Source organism: Marinobacter daqiaonensis, assembly GCF_900115285.1.
GTDB classification, from domain to species: Bacteria; Pseudomonadota; Gammaproteobacteria; order Pseudomonadales; family Oleiphilaceae; genus Marinobacter; species Marinobacter daqiaonensis.
Window position 1 is genome coordinate 1,470,500 of record NZ_FOYW01000001.1, and the last position, 15,471, is coordinate 1,485,970.

Consider the following 15,471-nt stretch of genomic DNA (forward strand, 5'->3'; position numbering starts at 1 on the left):
CTGATTGACCCCTCCCGTCAACCAGCTGTTTTCAAGGAGCAACACCGGATGTCAGGTATTCTGGCCTGGATTTCAGGCAAGCTATTCTCCGGCCGGCATGCGCCCCCTGACACGGTGAGCCGCAAGACCCCTGCTCCGGTGCCAGATTCCGGAACGAGGGGAGACACAAAGGATCAGGGCCCTCTGGAAAAGCTGGAGGACCACCTCTACTGCTGGCTGCTCGATACAGGCCCCAGGCAGCTGAATGAGCCATCAGACCTGACGGCCAGAGTTGTCCGTGAGATCGAGTCACGGCTTGAGAACAACGCCCTTGAAGAATTGCCCCGTCAGCCCCTCACACTGCCAACCCTGATGCGAACCCTGGGTAACGAGTCCACTACCCGAAAGGAAGTTGCCGGCATCATCCTCAGCGATTCCGCCCTGACCAACCAGGTGTTATCGGTCGCCAACAGCCCGTTTTTCAAGGTGGGCGACCAACCCGTCGAGACCGTCGAGCAGGCGGTTTTCCTGCTGGGCCTGGATGGAATCCGAAATGTGGCGTCGGCCTCGGTCATGCGTCCCATGCTGGCTGCGCGCAACTCGTCAGAGGCGCTGTTTACCCAGCGTGTATGGCGATGGGGACTGACCTGCTCCCGGGCCTCGGAGCTGATTGCCCTGACCCGCCACGAGGAAAGCACCAGCTACTTCATGGTCGGGCTGCTGCCGGCGCTTTCCTACCTGATCCTTCGCCGGGAAGTTCAGCGGATTTTCAAGCGCAAGTTTCCGGACAGGACGCCATCCGCCCACACCTATCACGAGGTGATGCGGACGTTCCAGTGGCAAACCGCCCGGAAAGTGGCCAGGGCCTGGCACCTGCCGGCACGGTATCATGCGCTGCTACTGAAGAACCCGGGGTATCCGGATCCGGATGCGGCGAATTCACCCCTGAGGGATGGCATCATCCTGGGTACCCGGGAGGCCCTCAGGGACGCGCACCAGCGCAATCTCGGCGACGATGAGTTGCGGGCCCTGCTGTCCCTGGAACCGAAACAGCTCGAGAAAGTACGCCACATTCTGGTCCGGCTACTGTCGGAGGGGCTGGGGAGCCGCTGAAGCGAGCCGATGTTACTCAACGAGTTCCTGAGGAGCCACTGAAGCCGACGAGGGTTTCAGCAGTTCGGCGAAAGTCCTGTCCCGGGCGCCGACAACGTAGGCGGACAGTTCCTTGGGCAGAACGTGGGGGAGGCTGGGCACAAGACCCTCCTCGTCTTTGCGGGCCGCATCCAGCACGTCTCCCACCCGGATAAGCTCCAGGGCGCGCCCCGGCACCAGCCGGTCCCCGGAGGAGCCCGCGAGGTTCAGCAGCCCCTGGCGAATCAGCTTGTCGGAAATACGCCGGGTGACTTCTCCCGGGACCCGCATCTCCTGCTCCAGTTTCTCCTGCTGAGGTGCCTTGTTGCCCTCACTGAAGGGTTTACACACTTTCCACATCAGCACCAGCGCCACCTGTTCCTGGAGTTCCGGCGACAGATCCACCTCCCGTCGTTTGGACACGCTGCCCGGGTTCTGGAGATAGAACGCAATGCTGGAGCCCAGCAGCAGAATCATCCAGTTGATGTAGAGCCAGATGAGCAGGATGATACCGATGGCAAAGCTGGAATAGATGGCGGCGTACTTGGCGGAGCCCGCCACGAATGACGCGAAAACCAGGCCCGCGGTCTGCCATGCCACCCCTGCGATAAGCCCGCCAATCAACGCATATCGCAGTTTCACATTGGTGTTGGGAATCAGGACGTAGGCGAAGGTGAACGCCCCCACCACCAGCAGCACCGGCATCAGCCGGCTGATCATAAGCACCGCGGTACCAAAGGGTTCGATCGCGATCAGTTGCTGAACCACCGCCGAGGAAAAGATGGTGGCGGAAATCCCGATGGCGGACACCATCAACAGCGGACCAATCATGATCACGCTGAGATAATTACTGAAGCGCTCCCCCAGAGAGCGCATGTCCGGTACCCGCCAGATCATATTGAACGAGCGCTCGACCTTCTGCACCAGAGCAACCACCGTGTAGACCAGCAGCGCCAGGCCCACGGAACCCAGCACCCCAACCTTCACATTGTCGACAAACGTCAGCACCTTATCCGCCAGCTCCACGCCTTGCGGGCCAAGTGGCTGAAAGAACTGATAAAGAAAAGGCTCGATCCGCTCGTGAACCCCCAGGGCCTTGAGTACTGAAAAACTCAGGGCCATCAGCGGCACAATGCTGAGCAGGGTGGTATAGACCAGGCTCATGGCATGGAGGGTGAGCTGGCCACTGACGACGTCGCGACCAACCGCGTAGAGGGTCCTGGCTGACGTGTACAGCCAGGTCCAGGGCCGGCTTTTCGGGGGGTCGGGGTTTTCGAGAATCCAGCGCTCAGTCTGGCTTAGCCGGTCTTTGAGTTGAAGTGAGGCCACACACGATCCTTTTCCGATGCCAGTTTTCAGCAGGTTACCGACAGTATGGTCGAAACGGGCCAGCGGGGAAAATCATTCGCCCGGACCACCCTATGCTGTAGCCCCTGTTATTGCGCAACCGCCGACAGATTCCTGGCGGTGATCTCCACAATCCGCTGCCTTGCCTCCCGACTCGCCCAGGCGCTGTGGGGGGTGACGATCAGGTTGGGGATATCATCCTCCAGCAGCGGGTTACCGTTGCGGGGTGGCTCTTCGGTCAGCACATCGAAACCGGCGCCACCGATAGTACCGCTGCGCAAGGCGTCGGCCAGGGCCTGCTCATCCACCAGGCCCCCACGGCTGGTATTGATGACAAGTGCGGAATCCTTCATCTGACTGAGTTGTACGGCGCCGATGAGGTTGCGGGTTTCATCCGTGAGCAGACAGTGAAGGGACAGCACATCCACCTGCGGCAGCAGATCATCCAGAGGCAGCCGTGGATAGCCATCCACCTCCCCGGGCTCCTGCCCCGGCCGGCAGCCGAGCAGGATCTTCATGCCGAAGGCCTTCGCCCGTTCGGCCACACCCTGTCCCAGGTCGCCGTAGCCGATGATACCAAGGGTCTTGCCCTCGAGCTCCATTATGGGATGATCCATGAGGCAGAACATGTCGCTCCGGGCCCATTTGCCGTCCCGCACATCCCGGTTGTAGTCCAGCAGCCGGGTGGCCAGGGCGAGGATAAGGGCCAGGGTATGCTGGGCCACCGTGGACCGGCCGTAGTGGGTAACATTGAGCACCCTGATGCCCTGGGCCTCGGCGGCTTTCCGGTCAATATTGTTCAGGCCCGTGGCGACCACTGCGATGGTTTCCAGTTCAGGGCAGGCCTCGAAGTGCTCCTGACCCAATACCACCTTGTTAACCAGTACTGTGTCAAAACCACGGATCCGCTCGATCACCTGGTCCGGTGTGGTACGGGGATGGCAGGTCAACGGCCCGGTGACCCTCTCGATGGGTTCCAGGGTGACATCACTGCCCAGGGTACTGGCATCCAGAAACACGGCTTTCACTGGCGACACTCCTGTTTTATCCTCAATGATCTGCATATCGAACAACGGGGACACGCATTATGGAGCATGAATTCTGGCACACCCGCTGGCATAAGGGCGAGATCGGATTCCACGAAGGCACTGTGAACCAGTACCTGTATGACCACTGGCCGGAATTTGCAAAAGACAGCACCGAAACCGTTTTTGTACCGCTCTGCGGCAAGGCCCATGACATGTGGTGGCTCCACGATCGCGGCCATCCGGTGATCGGGATCGAATTGAGCGAAGTCGCCTGCAAGGACTTTTTCGAGGAAGCGCAGGAAAAGGCCAAGGTTCATCCGGGCGAGCCTTTCACGACCTTTCAGCACGGCGAACTGGAGATCCTGTGTGGTGACTTCTTCCAGCTGGTGCCGGATGACCTCAGGCATGTCCGGCTGGTCTACGACCGCGCCGCACTCATCGCCCTGCCCCCGGAAATGCGCCGGGACTACGTGGAGCATCTTACCGCGGTGATTCCGGACGGAGCGCGCATGCTGTTGATCACCCTCAACTATGACAACGGCGAGATGAAAGGGCCTCCTTTCAATGTCAGTGATGCGGAAGTCTTCGACCTGTACCAGAACGACTACGAGATCCGCCATATCCTGACCCAGGACCTGGCACCGGACAGCCCCTTCGCCAAGCGCAAGGGCCTGCAGAAAGGGGCTACCGAGAGCATTTTTTATCTCAAAAAAAACTAAGCTGAGTCCGCCCTGAATTTGTTTTTTGTTTTTATGATGTTACCTTCGCAAATGGACGTGCCTCCATCGGGCCCCGTCCATTTGCGTTTGTTTTTCGTACATGTTTGACCATGCTGGTGGTTGCACCCCCGTAACAAAAATTTACATAGAGGGAACTAACCATGCCAGCACGACTGTTATACCTCCCTGTTGTTTTTTTCATTGCCTTGCTTGCCCTGCCATACCAGGCACTGGCCGAAAACCCCCATTACTCACTGGAGATTCTGTCGAGTGAACCCGATCAGGTTTCGGGTGACGATGTCCTAGTCCAGGTCCAGTTCAAGGATCGCGCCATCAAGTCGAAACCTGCACGGGCCTCATCGCTACGGCATCTCGAGTTCTGGCTCAATGGTCAGCCGATAGAGCCCGAGATACGTTACGGCCGGGCCGGCCATGAGGTTCTCGTCAGCGGGCTGACTCTGGGACCAAACCGCCTGGAATTGCACCACCGGCGCCAGGGGCCACTGGCCTCCCTTGAGCTGGTTTCCCACCCCATCACCGGACCCATATTCTCCGGCCCACAGCAGTATCCGTTTGTCTGCACCGTCACGACGGAACTGGGCAAGCAGCCGCTGGTGGACACCGACGGCGACACCGGCTTTCCCGTCATGGATGATCAGGGCAACCAGATCGGCCTGAGCCGGGACTGCTCTATCGAGCCCTACGTCACCTTCGTGTACCGGACCACGGACGGGAACTGGGCACCCCTGCCCGGTGATGGCAGCCGCCCGGCGGATATGGCCACCACCGAGCTGACCGATGGCCGCACCGTGGACTTTATCGTGCGCCAGGAGCGCGGCACCATCAATCGCTTCATCTACAGCTTCGCCACCCTGGCTGAACAGGGGGACGAGCCGTGGGAAGCATCCACCAATAACTGGAACGGCCGCCTGCTGTTCCACTTTCAGGGCGGTGTCGGCATTGGCCACTCACAGGGGCGCATCAGTAACGGCCGGGCGCTGCAGCCGGACACGCTACAGAAAGGCTATGCCGTAATCTATTCCACCGGCACCCGCACCAGTCCCCACTACAATCTCCAGGTTGGCGGCGAAACCGCACTCATGGTCAAAGAGCATTTCATCAAGCGCTTTGGGGTGCCGGACTACACGGTAGCGATCGGCGGTTCCGGAGGGGGCATCCAGCAGTATGTCTACTCCCAGAACCACCCGGACCTGCTGGATGGTGGAGTCCCCCAGTACTCCTATCCCGACATGGTCACCCAGACCATCCACATCGGTGACTGCGAGCTGCTTGAGTACTACATGGACGCCACTGACCGAAGCAATACCAGGTGGCAGACCACTGCCAACCGGAGCCTGCTGGTTGGCCTCAATTCTACCGCGAGATACCCCGACCCGTTTGCCGGGCTCAAGCAGATGCTGGGCTACAGTACCGCTCCGGGCATGACCGAGTGTGTTCCCGCCTGGCGCGGGCTGACGCCCCTGGTGATGAATCCGCTCTACGGCAGGGCCCGCAATCAGGAGCTGATGCAGCCTGACGGGGTCATGGACGATGTGCGATGGACCCATTACTCAGACGCCAAGAACATCTATGGCGTGGATGAAAACGGGGAGCCCCGTACCCTGTTCGACAATGTCGGCGTACAGTACGGCCTCAGGGCCCTGGTGGAAGGCAACATCACCAAGGAGGAATTCCTCAAGCTGAACGCTCAGGTGGGGGGCTGGAAGCAGCCTTCGGAAATGGTTCAGGAGGGATTTCCGTTCCTGGGCTCACTCTCCGATGTGCTGGCGGACCCGTCATTCTTTGACCCCTGGAGTTCACGCAATATGAACCTCAGCCCGGATGGCGGCACCACACCAGCGCCCAGAACCGAAGGTGATCTTCTCGCCATACAGGCGGCTTACACTTCGGGCCTGGTATTCGACGGCCAGTTGAACATGCCGGTCATCGATTGGCGGCACTACCTGGAAGAGGTGCTGGACATGCACAACAGCCACCAGTCCTTTTCCGCCCGCCAACGCATCATCAACCGGATGGGGGATGCGGGCAATCAGGTGATCTGGTTCACGGATGCCCGGCCGACGGACTATTCCGATCCGGATGAGCCCGAACCACGGGAGGAGTACAACCAGACCTGGATGGCGCTGGAGGTGTTGCACGAGTGGATCACCAACATCCAGCAGAATCCGGAACTTGGCATCGCCGGGAATCGGCCAACTGAGGCGGTAGATGCCTGTTTCAACACCGATGGCTCCCTGATCGATGCGGGGGAAGGGGTATGGAACGGTATTCTGGATGATGGCGCCGAGGGGGCCTGCACCCGGAAATTCCAGACCTACACCACCTCCCGGATAGAAGCGGGCGGACCCATTGAAGGCAGCATCTTCAAGTGCAGCCTGAAACCGGTGGCGGCCGCATTGGCAGACGGCACCTACGGTCACACTTCCTTCACTGAACAGGAGGTTGGCCGCCTGAATGAGATTTTCCCGGACGGTGTCTGCGATTACAGCCAGCCCGATCAGGGCAGGCCTGCAGGCTGAGCTCCAGGACAGTCGCTGCGGCGCCCTTGCCGGGTGTCGCGGCGATTGCTTTACTGCGGCGTGCCTGCCGGTACAGTCCAACAGGGCTGAGTTGATGAGTACGTCGCGAAACGGTGCACAACATCCCGCTACGGGTTACAAAATCCCCCCCAAAAAACCAAAGAATTTAACCGAACTGTGTGACACCTCGCCTGTCCAACCTCCAAACCGTGGGCTAAGCTGAAAATCAGAGGGTCCGAAACAGGACTCCGCCGGAAACCGGAAACAGCTCCCCGGCGTATATCCGGCAAAACAGCAGTATCCACTTCCATCCAACCATTAACCTGAAACGTCCACCCGCGGCGTCCAACAACGGGGAAATTTGTGTGTAGTTTGAGCTGATTCATTAGCAAGCGAGGGTCACCCATGAGCATATTGCAGCACTTCAAAGACCGGTATGACCAAACCCAGGAAGAGGAATACTCCCTGGAGGAATATCTGGAGATCTGCAAAAAGGATCCATCCGCCTACGCCACCGCCGCCGAGCGGATGTTAATGGCCATAGGCGAGCCCACCTTTATTGACACGTCGAGAGACCCGCGCCTGTCGCGCATTTTTTCCAACAAGGTCATCAAGCGCTACCCCGAGTTTTCTGAGTTCTACGGCATGGAAGACGCCGTGGAAAACATTGTCTCCTTTTTCCGCCATGCAGCTCAGGGCCTGGAGGAGAAAAAGCAGATCCTGTACCTGCTGGGGCCAGTGGGTGGCGGCAAGTCCTCCCTGGCGGAAAAGCTCAAGTACCTGATGCAGAAAGTGCCCTTCTACGCCATCAAGGGCTCGCCGGTGAACGAATCCCCTCTGGGCCTGTTCGATCCCAACGAGGACGGTCAGATACTGGAGGAGGAATATGGCATCTCCCAGCGCTACCTGAAGTCGATCATGTCGCCGTGGGCGGTCAAGCGCCTGCATGAGTTCGGCGGTGATATCAGCCAGTTCCGGGTGGTGAAGAAGTACCCCTCCGTGCTGGACCAGGTGGCCATCTCCAAGACCGAGCCAGGGGACGACAACAACCAGGACATCTCCGCCCTGGTGGGCAAGGTCAACATCCGCATGCTGGAGGATTATTCCCAGGACGACCCGGACGCCTACAGCTTTTCCGGCGGTCTGTGCAAGGCCAACCAGGGCCTGATGGAGTTTGTGGAGATGTTCAAGGCTCCCATCAAGGTTCTGCATCCGCTGCTGACGGCCACCCAGGAGGGCAATTACAACACCACCGAAGGCATGGGGTCGGTACCCTTTGACGGTATCATCCTGGCTCACTCCAACGAGTCGGAATGGCAGACCTTCCGCAACAACAAGCACAACGAGGCTTTCCTCGACCGGGTCTACATCGTCAAGGTCCCGTACTGTGTTCGGGTTTCGGAAGAAATCGAGATCTACAGGAAACTCCTGCAGAACAGCTCCCTGGCCGGTGCCCCCTGTGCGCCCGACACCCTCGACATGCTGTCCCAGTTTTCGGTGCTGTCCCGCATGAAGGAGCCGGAAAACTCCTCGGTCTACTCCAAGATGCGGGTGTACGACGGCCAGAACATCAAGGATACCGACCCCAAGGCCAAGTCCATCCAGGAGTACCGGGATGCCGCGGGGGTCAACGAGGGCATGGAAGGACTCTCCACCCGCTTTGCCTTCAAGATCCTGTCCAAGGTCTTCAACTTCGACACCACGGAAGTGGCGGCCAACCCGGTCCACCTGCTGTATGTGCTGGAAAAGCAGATCGAGCAGGAGCAGTTCCCGGCTGAAGTGCAGGACCGTTACCTGCGCTACATCAAGGAGTTCCTGGCCCCCCACTATGTGGAGTTCATCGGCAAGGAGATCCAGACCGCCTACCTGGAAAGCTACAGCGAGTATGGCCAGAACCTGTTCGACCGCTACGTGACCTATGCCGACCTGTGGATCCAGGACCAGGAGTTCCGCGACCCGGAGACCGGCGAGATCCTGGACCGGCCAGCCATCAACGACGAACTGGAGAAGATCGAAAAGCCGGCGGGCATCAGCAACCCGAAAGACTTCCGCAACGAAGTGGTCAACTTCGTGCTGCGGGCCCGGGCCAACAACCAGGGGGAAAACCCTTCCTGGCTCAGCTACGAGAAGCTGCGTAGCGTGATAGAGAAGAAAATGTTCTCCAATACCGAAGACCTGTTGCCGGTGATTTCCTTCAATCCGAAGGCCAGCCAGGAAGACCAGAAGAAGCACAAGCAGTTCGTGGAGCGGATGGTGGACCGCGGCTACACCGAAAAGCAGGTGAGATTGCTGGCGGAATGGTATCTGCGGGTACGCAAGTCCCACTGAGCCTGTTCTGACCTGACTGGAGTGACACTATGGGTATGACCCACATCGTTGACCGTCGTCTGAACGGCAAGAACAAGAGCGCGGTGAACCGGGAACGGTTCCTGCGCCGGTATCGCCAGCACATCAAGAAAGCGGTGGCGGATGCGGTGCAGAGGCGATCGATAACCGATATCGAGCGGGGAGAGAGCGTAAGCATTCCGTCCCGGGACATCGAGGAACCGGTGTTCCACCATGGCCAGGGCGGCAAACAGGAAATGGTCCACCCCGGCAACGAGGAGTTCGTGACCGGTGACGAGATCGCCAAGCCCCCCGGTGGCGGGGGCGGCGGCTCTGGCTCCGGCCAGGCCAGCCCCGATGGTGAGGGCATGGACGAGTTCGCATTCCAGATTACCCAGGAAGAGTTCCTGGACTTCCTGTTCGATGACCTGGAGCTACCCAACCTGGCCCGCAAGAAGCTCAAGGATACCGAAGCCTTTACCTACAGCCGGGCGGGCTTCACCTCCCAGGGCGTGCCGGCCAAGCTGGATGTGGTGCGTTCATTGCGGGGCGCCCACGCCCGGCGCCTTGGTCTTGGCGGTTCCAGGCGCAAGAAGATCCGTGAACTGGAGGAGCAGCTCGCGGCCCTGAAAAGTGCCCCGGAGGATCTGGACGCCGCCTTCAGCCATGCCGACCAGATCGAGGCTCTGGAAGCGGAAATTGCCAGCCTGAAGTCCAACATGCGGCGCATTCCGTTTATTGATGAGATCGACCTGCGGTACCGCCAGCACATCAAGAAACCCAAGCCGGCCACCAGCGCGGTCATGTTCTGCCTGATGGATGTGTCCGGGTCCATGACCCAGACCCACAAGGACATCGCAAAGCGTTTCTTTATCCTGCTGTACCTGTTCCTGAGGAAGAATTACAAGAAGATCGACGTGGTCTTCATCCGCCACCACACCAGCGCCAAGGAAGTGGACGAGGAGGAGTTCTTCTACAGCCGTGAAACCGGCGGAACCATTGTATCCAGCGCCCTGAAACTGATGAACAAGATCATCGAGTCCCGCTACTCACCGGATGAGTGGAACATCTACGCCGCCCAGGCCTCTGACGGCGACAACTGGAACGACGACTCCCCGGTCTGTGGCAAGATCCTGGCGGAGCGCATTCTTCCCCTGGTGCAGTATTACGCCTATGTGGAGATCACTCCACAGGACCACCAGATGCTCTGGTATGAGTATGAAAAGGTCATGGAGCACGCTCCCCAGAGTTTTGCCATGCAGCAGATCGCCGACCCGGGGGAGATCTACCCGGTGTTCCGCCAGCTGTTCGAGAGGAAAGCCGCATGACTGATACCATCGACCGCCCCAACCTGCCGGACACCGAGCCCGCGAAACGGATACCCATTTCCACGGGCTCGGAGTGGACCTTCGAACTGATCGGGAAATACGACGAGGAAATTGCCAGGTGCGCCGCGGAATTCGGTCTGGACACCTACCCCAACCAGGTCGAGGTGATCAGCGCCGAACAGATGATGGATGCCTACAGCTCGGTGGGCATGCCTGTCGGCTACCATCACTGGTCCTTCGGCAAGCAGTTCCTGAACACCTCCAAGGGGTACCAGCGGGGCCAGATGGGGCTGGCCTACGAGATTGTCATCAACTCCGACCCCTGCATCGCCTACCTGATGGAGGAAAACACCCTGCCCATGCAGGCGCTGGTCATCGCCCACGCCTGCTACGGCCACAATTCCTTCTTCAAGGGCAACTACCTGTTCCGCACCTGGACCGACGCCAGCGCGATCATCGACTACCTGGTGTTTGCCCGGAACTATGTTGCTGAATGCGAGGAGCGACACGGGGTGGACGCAGTAGAAGAGATCCTCGACTCCTGTCATGCCCTGATGAACTACGGTGTTGACCGTTACAAGCGCCCCGCCCCCATTTCCGCCGCCGAGGAACGGCGCCGGCAGAAGGACCGGGAGGAATACCTGCAGAAGCAGCTCAATGACCTCTGGCGTACCATCCCCAGGATGGGAGAGGACGAGGAGACCGTTCGCCGCAAGCAGCGCTACCCGGCCGAGCCCCAGGAGAACATTCTCTACTTTATCGAGAAGAACGCCCCCCTGCTGGAAACCTGGCAGCGGGAACTCATCCGAATCGTGCGCAAGCTGGGCCAGTATTTCTATCCCCAGCGCCAGACCCAGGTGATGAACGAGGGTTGGGCCTCCTTCTGGCACTACACCCTGCTGAACCGGATGTACGAAAAGGGACTGGTGACCGACGGTTTCATGCTGGAGTTCCTCCAGAGCCATACCGCCGTGATTTACCAGCCCCCCTTCAACAGCCCCTGGTACTCGGGCATCAACCCATACACCCTGGGTTTCTCGATTTTCTCGGACCTGAGGCGCATCTGCGAGAACCCGACGGACGAGGACCGGGAATGGTTCCCGGAGATCGCCGGCAGTGACTGGGTGGAAACGCTTCACTTCGCCATGCGAAATTTCAAGGACGAGAGCTTTATCCAGCAGTTCCTGTCGCCGAAGGTGATGCGGGACATGAAATTCTTCTCCATCGAGAACGACGACCAGGAAGACGTCTACCGGGTGACTGCCATTCACGATGATCCCGGCTACCGGCCCCTGCGGGAAAAACTCGCCCGCCAGTACAACCTCAGCTACCGGGAGCCGAACATCCAGGTCTGGAATGTGGATGTGCGTGGAGACCGGTCACTGACCCTGAGGCACATACCCGTGGACCGTGTCCCGCTCGGGAAAAGCGCCGACGAGGTCCTTCGGCATGTTCACCGGCTCTGGGGGTTCGACGTTCATCTGGAGAGCGCCGACGACAGCGCCGTAATGGCGGCCTATCACTGCCCGCCACGTGACCCGGAAGGTGAATAGAAGACGGCCGGCGGGGCTCAGGCCCGCTGGGTGACCTGGGTCTCGCCGTACAGGGCCCAGGTATTCTTGCCCTTGTCCTTGGCAACGTACATCGCCAGATCCGCGGCCTTCATCAGCGCCCGCTGGTTACGCCCGTGTTCCGGGTAAAGACTGATACCGATGCTGAGAGTTACTGTGAATGGCTGCCCGTCCACTATGACGGGCTCACTTGAAGTCGCCAGCAGCTTTTCTGCTACTCGAACCGCGAGTTCGGGGCTGTCGATATTCTGAACCAGCACCACGAATTCGTCGCCCCCGAGCCGGGCCAGCACATCGTGTTCCCGCAAAACCTCCCGCAACCGATTGGAGACCTTTTGCAGAACCCCGTCTCCGGTATCGTGCCCCCAGGTGTCGTTGATTTCCTTGAACCGGTCCAGATCAATGAACATGATGGCCGGGTTGTGACCGGTGCGGCCGGCCGAGGCGATGGCCTGCTCCAGCAAGGCCGATAACAGGTTACGGTTCGGCAGTCCGGTCAGGGCACAGTGGGTGGCCAGGTAGTGGGCACGTTCCTCTGCCTGACGTCGCTCCTCCTCGTGTTCGAAGTTTTGCAGGGCAAAGGCAAGATTGTCAGCCATGCGTACCAGAAGGCCAATAATCTCATCGTCGAACGCTCGCCGCTCCCGGGAGGAGAGATATAGTGCACCCACCGAGCGGCCATCGCGGACGATGGGTACGGAAGCAGCTGACTTTATCTGGGTGCGGTCCCGCACCAAAGTGTGCCAGTGGGCAGTGCGTGAGTCCTTGAGATAGTCGTCGGTGACACAGGGCTTGCCGGTGCGGAAAGCCTTGCCGATGAGTCCGCGACCCTCCGGTCGCTGAGGATCGACCGAGATCACTGCGACCTCCATAGTCTCGCGCCCGAGACCCGCCATGGCCTTAAGCTCCATCAAATCGGAGCCGGCTCCGGGCATAACCATGGCTGCCGTGGTCATGCCCCCACTCTCAATCGCTGCGTCGCAAACCGCCTGGAACAGTTCTTCCGGGGATGTGCTGCGCATGATCGCTTCATTGGTCGCGCTGAGAGCAGCATAGATCTTCATGGCCCGGCTCGCGGCCCGCTCGGCCAGGACCCGGCGGGTTACCTCACGGGAGACGATCACCACCACGTCACGCCCGCCGATCACCTTGAACCTGAAATGGCCTTCCCACCATCCCCGCCGGGACCTGTCCTTGCTGAACATCAGCCGGGGCTCGTCGGTATAGCCGGCCTCACCGGCCGCACGAGCCAGTTCGTGGATTTCGCTGACTGCCTCCCGGCTTTGCTCCGTGAGCTCGGAGGACTGCATGGACAGCAGTTCCCGGCGGTCATACCCGGTCATGAGACAGGACGTATGATTTACATAGAGGTAACGGTGGGTCCTGAAGTCGCAGACCAGAATGCAGTCCGGCGAGGAGTCGAGGAACTCCCGGAAATCCCTTTCCAGATCCTTGCCGAAGTCTTCCTCAACCATTCAAGCCTCCAGTGAGCACTGAACTGCCCTTTTATTATGTTTTGGCAAGACTAAAGGTTAGCTTGGTTAACTCTCTAGTGAAATACAAAGATGTTCTTTTGACACCCTTTTACAGTCTGGCCGTCGCGGCAGCGGTCGTCCGGCACGAAAGCCGGAGTACCAGCCCGTCGGGGCCATGGAAAGCCGTCAACGGAACAAAGTATAGTTCAAGGGAACAAAGTAAATCGTCCATCTCGGTCACACATGTTCGGGCAAGCACCAAGGGGATAAAGGACAATCGGGTCTCCCCTGGACGGAGAGAGCAATGTCATTTCCACCATCACAAACGGTCGCCGTGTACGGCACACTGAAACGGGGACAAACCAATCACGCGCTGCTGGCGGACAGTCGGTATCTGGGCAGGGATCGGTTGGAGGGCGTGGCCCTCTACCATCTGGGCGGATACCCGGGCGCAGTCGAGGAGCACTCCGGCAGCGTTGCGGTCGAGGTGTACGAGGTCAGCGCCCGAACTCTTCGGTCACTGGACAGGCTGGAGGACTTTGATCCGGAAAACCGCCGGCAGAGTCTGTTCCTGAGGAAGGAACGGAAAACCCGGTTCGGAGCCACCTGGGTCTACCTGTACAATCGTCCGGTTTCCCATAAACGACGCCTTTCCGGAAACTGGCCTCCATCGTAGGAGAGAAAAGAGCTTAGGTTATTCGTACCGCAACAAATTACCCCCCGAGCCTAAACCTGAAAACAGGCCTACGGAATGCGCGCGAGAACTTAAACCGGACCTAGAGCCCCATCAGCGCTACCAGCCAGGGCAGGATCAGCGCTGTCGCAAAGGCCGACAGAGCCATTGCCAACCCCGAAAAAGCCCCCATCTGCTTGCTGACCTGAAACGCCCTCGCGGTACCGATGCCGTGGGCGGCAACGCCCATTGCGATACCCCGCACGCTTTCGTCACGAATGCCGAACAGCTCGAACAGCCGCGTTCCCAGCACCGCGCCAACAATGCCAGTCACCACCACCAGTACCGCCGTCAGGGACGGCAACCCTCCGATGGTATCGGAGATTCCCATGGCCACCGGCGCTGTGGCGGACTTGGGCGCCAGGGACAGCTGGGTTTCCACCGACGCCCCCAGGAGCCAGGCCAGGCCAATGGAACTGCCTGCTGCAATAATGACTCCGGACACAATGGCGATGCTTACCGGCAACCAGAGCTGGCGAAGACGGGACAGTTGCTGGTAAAGAGGCACCGCCAGCGCCACGGTGGCGGGGCCGAGGAGGAAGTGAACGAACTGGGCCCCCTCGAAATAATCCTGGTAGGGGATGCCGCTGAGCAGCAGTACCAGAATGATCATCACAACCGCCACGACCACGGGATTGACCAATGGCGACGAACCCGCCCGCTGATACAGGTTAAACGCCAGGATGTAGGCGGCGAGGGTCATGGTCAGGCCAAGCAGTGGCGACGCGGACAGATAGACCCAGATGTCGGTGAGGTCCGGCTCAATCATGGTTCTGCTCCCGGCTACGGTAGTCCGGCACCAGCCACCGGGTCGCGATCATCATGATGCCGGCGGTCGCCACCATGGTAAGCAGGGTGGTTACCAGCAGGACCGCCACGATGGGCAGCCACTCCGCCATCAGACGGTCAAAATGCACCATGATGCCCACTCCGGCCGGTACGAACAGCAGTGACAGATGGCCGAGCAAGCCGTTGGCGGCGGTATCGAGAAACACCGGCACCCGCCTGAAGGCCAGCAACAGGGTGAAAAGCAGGATCATCCCCAGTACCGGGCCGGGGATCGGCAGCCCAAGCAGTCGTGTTATCACCTCACCAATAAGCTGGCCTACCAGCAATAACGTGATGCCATTGAGAAACGTCATAAAGAGCACCCATTACAAATGAGAAGAACTTCTACTATCCCGTTGATTAAACATGTGCGCAAGCGCGCTTCAACCTGAGGATTCCCCTACCTCTGAACGGACACATCTCCTCCAATAACCCCCCTAACAAAATCGATAACCATTACCATTTAG

The 15,471-nt window shown here is 59.5% G+C and carries 12 protein-coding genes; 7 read left to right on the top strand and 5 right to left on the bottom strand.

Going from position 1 to position 15,471, the window contains the following annotated elements:
* The first annotated feature begins 48 nt into the window (after positions 1 to 48).
* Positions 49 to 1,092, top strand: a complete 1,044-nt coding sequence (locus BM346_RS06810) for an HDOD domain-containing protein (protein ID WP_092010055.1) — start codon at positions 49 to 51, stop codon at positions 1,090 to 1,092.
* 12 nt (positions 1,093 to 1,104) lie between these two features.
* On the opposite strand, the gene BM346_RS06815 is transcribed toward BM346_RS06810, so the two are convergent.
* Positions 1,105 to 2,439 carry a YihY/virulence factor BrkB family protein gene (locus BM346_RS06815; protein WP_092010057.1) on the bottom strand — a complete coding sequence of 445 codons (1,335 nt, stop codon included), beginning with the start codon at positions 2,437 to 2,439 and terminating at the stop codon, positions 1,105 to 1,107.
* A 107-nt stretch (positions 2,440 to 2,546) separates the two neighbouring features.
* Positions 2,547 to 3,485, bottom strand: coding sequence for a D-2-hydroxyacid dehydrogenase (locus BM346_RS06820; RefSeq protein WP_092010059.1), 939 nt, complete (start codon positions 3,483 to 3,485; stop codon positions 2,547 to 2,549).
* A gap of 59 nt (positions 3,486 to 3,544) precedes the next feature.
* On the opposite strand from BM346_RS06820, the gene tmpT reads away from it, so the two are divergent.
* From tmpT to BM346_RS06845, 5 genes are all read left to right on the top strand, one after another.
* Positions 3,545 to 4,204 (top strand): thiopurine S-methyltransferase, encoded by a 660-nt coding sequence (gene tmpT, locus BM346_RS06825; protein ID WP_092010061.1) that lies wholly within the window; start codon positions 3,545 to 3,547, stop codon positions 4,202 to 4,204.
* 161 nt (positions 4,205 to 4,365) lie between these two features.
* Positions 4,366 to 6,744: a DUF6351 family protein gene (locus BM346_RS06830; RefSeq protein ID WP_092010063.1), complete on the top strand. Its 2,379-nt coding sequence runs from the start codon at positions 4,366 to 4,368 to the stop codon at positions 6,742 to 6,744.
* Between the two features lie 405 nt (positions 6,745 to 7,149).
* Positions 7,150 to 9,072 carry a PrkA family serine protein kinase gene (locus BM346_RS06835; RefSeq protein WP_092010065.1) on the top strand — a complete coding sequence of 641 codons (1,923 nt, stop codon included), beginning with the start codon at positions 7,150 to 7,152 and terminating at the stop codon, positions 9,070 to 9,072.
* Between the two features lie 35 nt (positions 9,073 to 9,107).
* Positions 9,108 to 10,397, top strand: coding sequence for a YeaH/YhbH family protein (locus tag BM346_RS06840; protein WP_167812650.1), 1,290 nt, complete (start codon positions 9,108 to 9,110; stop codon positions 10,395 to 10,397).
* The gene (locus BM346_RS06845) at positions 10,394 to 11,950 is read left to right on the top strand and encodes a SpoVR family protein (RefSeq protein ID WP_092010069.1); all 1,557 of its coding nucleotides are present in this window, start codon (positions 10,394 to 10,396) and stop codon (positions 11,948 to 11,950) included. The genes BM346_RS06840 and BM346_RS06845 overlap by 4 nt, the downstream gene beginning before the upstream one ends.
* 17 nt (positions 11,951 to 11,967) lie before the next feature.
* On the opposite strand, the gene BM346_RS06850 is transcribed toward BM346_RS06845, so the two are convergent.
* Complete coding sequence (locus BM346_RS06850; protein ID WP_092010071.1) at positions 11,968 to 13,443, bottom strand: sensor domain-containing protein; 1,476 nt, start codon at positions 13,441 to 13,443, stop codon at positions 11,968 to 11,970.
* A gap of 304 nt (positions 13,444 to 13,747) precedes the next feature.
* Between BM346_RS06850 and BM346_RS06855 the strand changes: the two genes are divergently transcribed.
* A complete protein-coding gene (locus BM346_RS06855) occupies positions 13,748 to 14,119 on the top strand; it encodes a gamma-glutamylcyclotransferase family protein (RefSeq protein ID WP_092010073.1) in 372 nt (123 codons plus the stop codon).
* Positions 14,120 to 14,219: 100 nt separating this feature from the next.
* Here BM346_RS06855 and BM346_RS06860 read toward each other — a convergent pair whose 3' ends face one another.
* The gene (locus tag BM346_RS06860) at positions 14,220 to 14,945 is read right to left on the bottom strand and encodes an LrgB family protein (protein WP_092010075.1); all 726 of its coding nucleotides are present in this window, start codon (positions 14,943 to 14,945) and stop codon (positions 14,220 to 14,222) included.
* On the bottom strand, positions 14,938 to 15,318 hold the full coding sequence (locus BM346_RS06865; RefSeq protein WP_092010077.1) for a CidA/LrgA family protein: 381 nt from the start codon (positions 15,316 to 15,318) through the stop codon (positions 14,938 to 14,940). The genes BM346_RS06860 and BM346_RS06865 overlap by 8 nt, the downstream gene beginning before the upstream one ends.
* Positions 15,319 to 15,471 lie beyond the last annotated feature (153 nt).

Excerpts from the sequence above, each read along its gene's own strand:
- BM346_RS06810 (WP_092010055.1), top strand. The coding sequence starts at position 49 with ATGTCAGGTATTCTGGCCTGGATTTCAGGCAAGCTATTCTCCGGCCGG.
- BM346_RS06830 (WP_092010063.1), top strand. The coding sequence starts at position 4,366 with ATGCCAGCACGACTGTTATACCTCCCTGTTGTTTTTTTCATTGCCTTG.
- BM346_RS06835 (WP_092010065.1), top strand. The coding sequence starts at position 7,150 with ATGAGCATATTGCAGCACTTCAAAGACCGGTATGACCAAACCCAGGAA.
- BM346_RS06860 (WP_092010075.1), bottom strand. The coding sequence starts at position 14,945 with ATGATTGAGCCGGACCTCACCGACATCTGGGTCTATCTGTCCGCGTCG.
- BM346_RS06840 (WP_167812650.1), top strand. The coding sequence starts at position 9,108 with ATGACCCACATCGTTGACCGTCGTCTGAACGGCAAGAACAAGAGCGCG.
- BM346_RS06855 (WP_092010073.1), top strand. The coding sequence starts at position 13,748 with ATGTCATTTCCACCATCACAAACGGTCGCCGTGTACGGCACACTGAAA.
- BM346_RS06845 (WP_092010069.1), top strand. The coding sequence starts at position 10,394 with ATGACTGATACCATCGACCGCCCCAACCTGCCGGACACCGAGCCCGCG.
- BM346_RS06865 (WP_092010077.1), bottom strand. The coding sequence starts at position 15,318 with ATGACGTTTCTCAATGGCATCACGTTATTGCTGGTAGGCCAGCTTATT.
- tmpT (WP_092010061.1), top strand. The coding sequence starts at position 3,545 with ATGGAGCATGAATTCTGGCACACCCGCTGGCATAAGGGCGAGATCGGA.
- BM346_RS06850 (WP_092010071.1), bottom strand. The coding sequence starts at position 13,443 with ATGGTTGAGGAAGACTTCGGCAAGGATCTGGAAAGGGATTTCCGGGAG.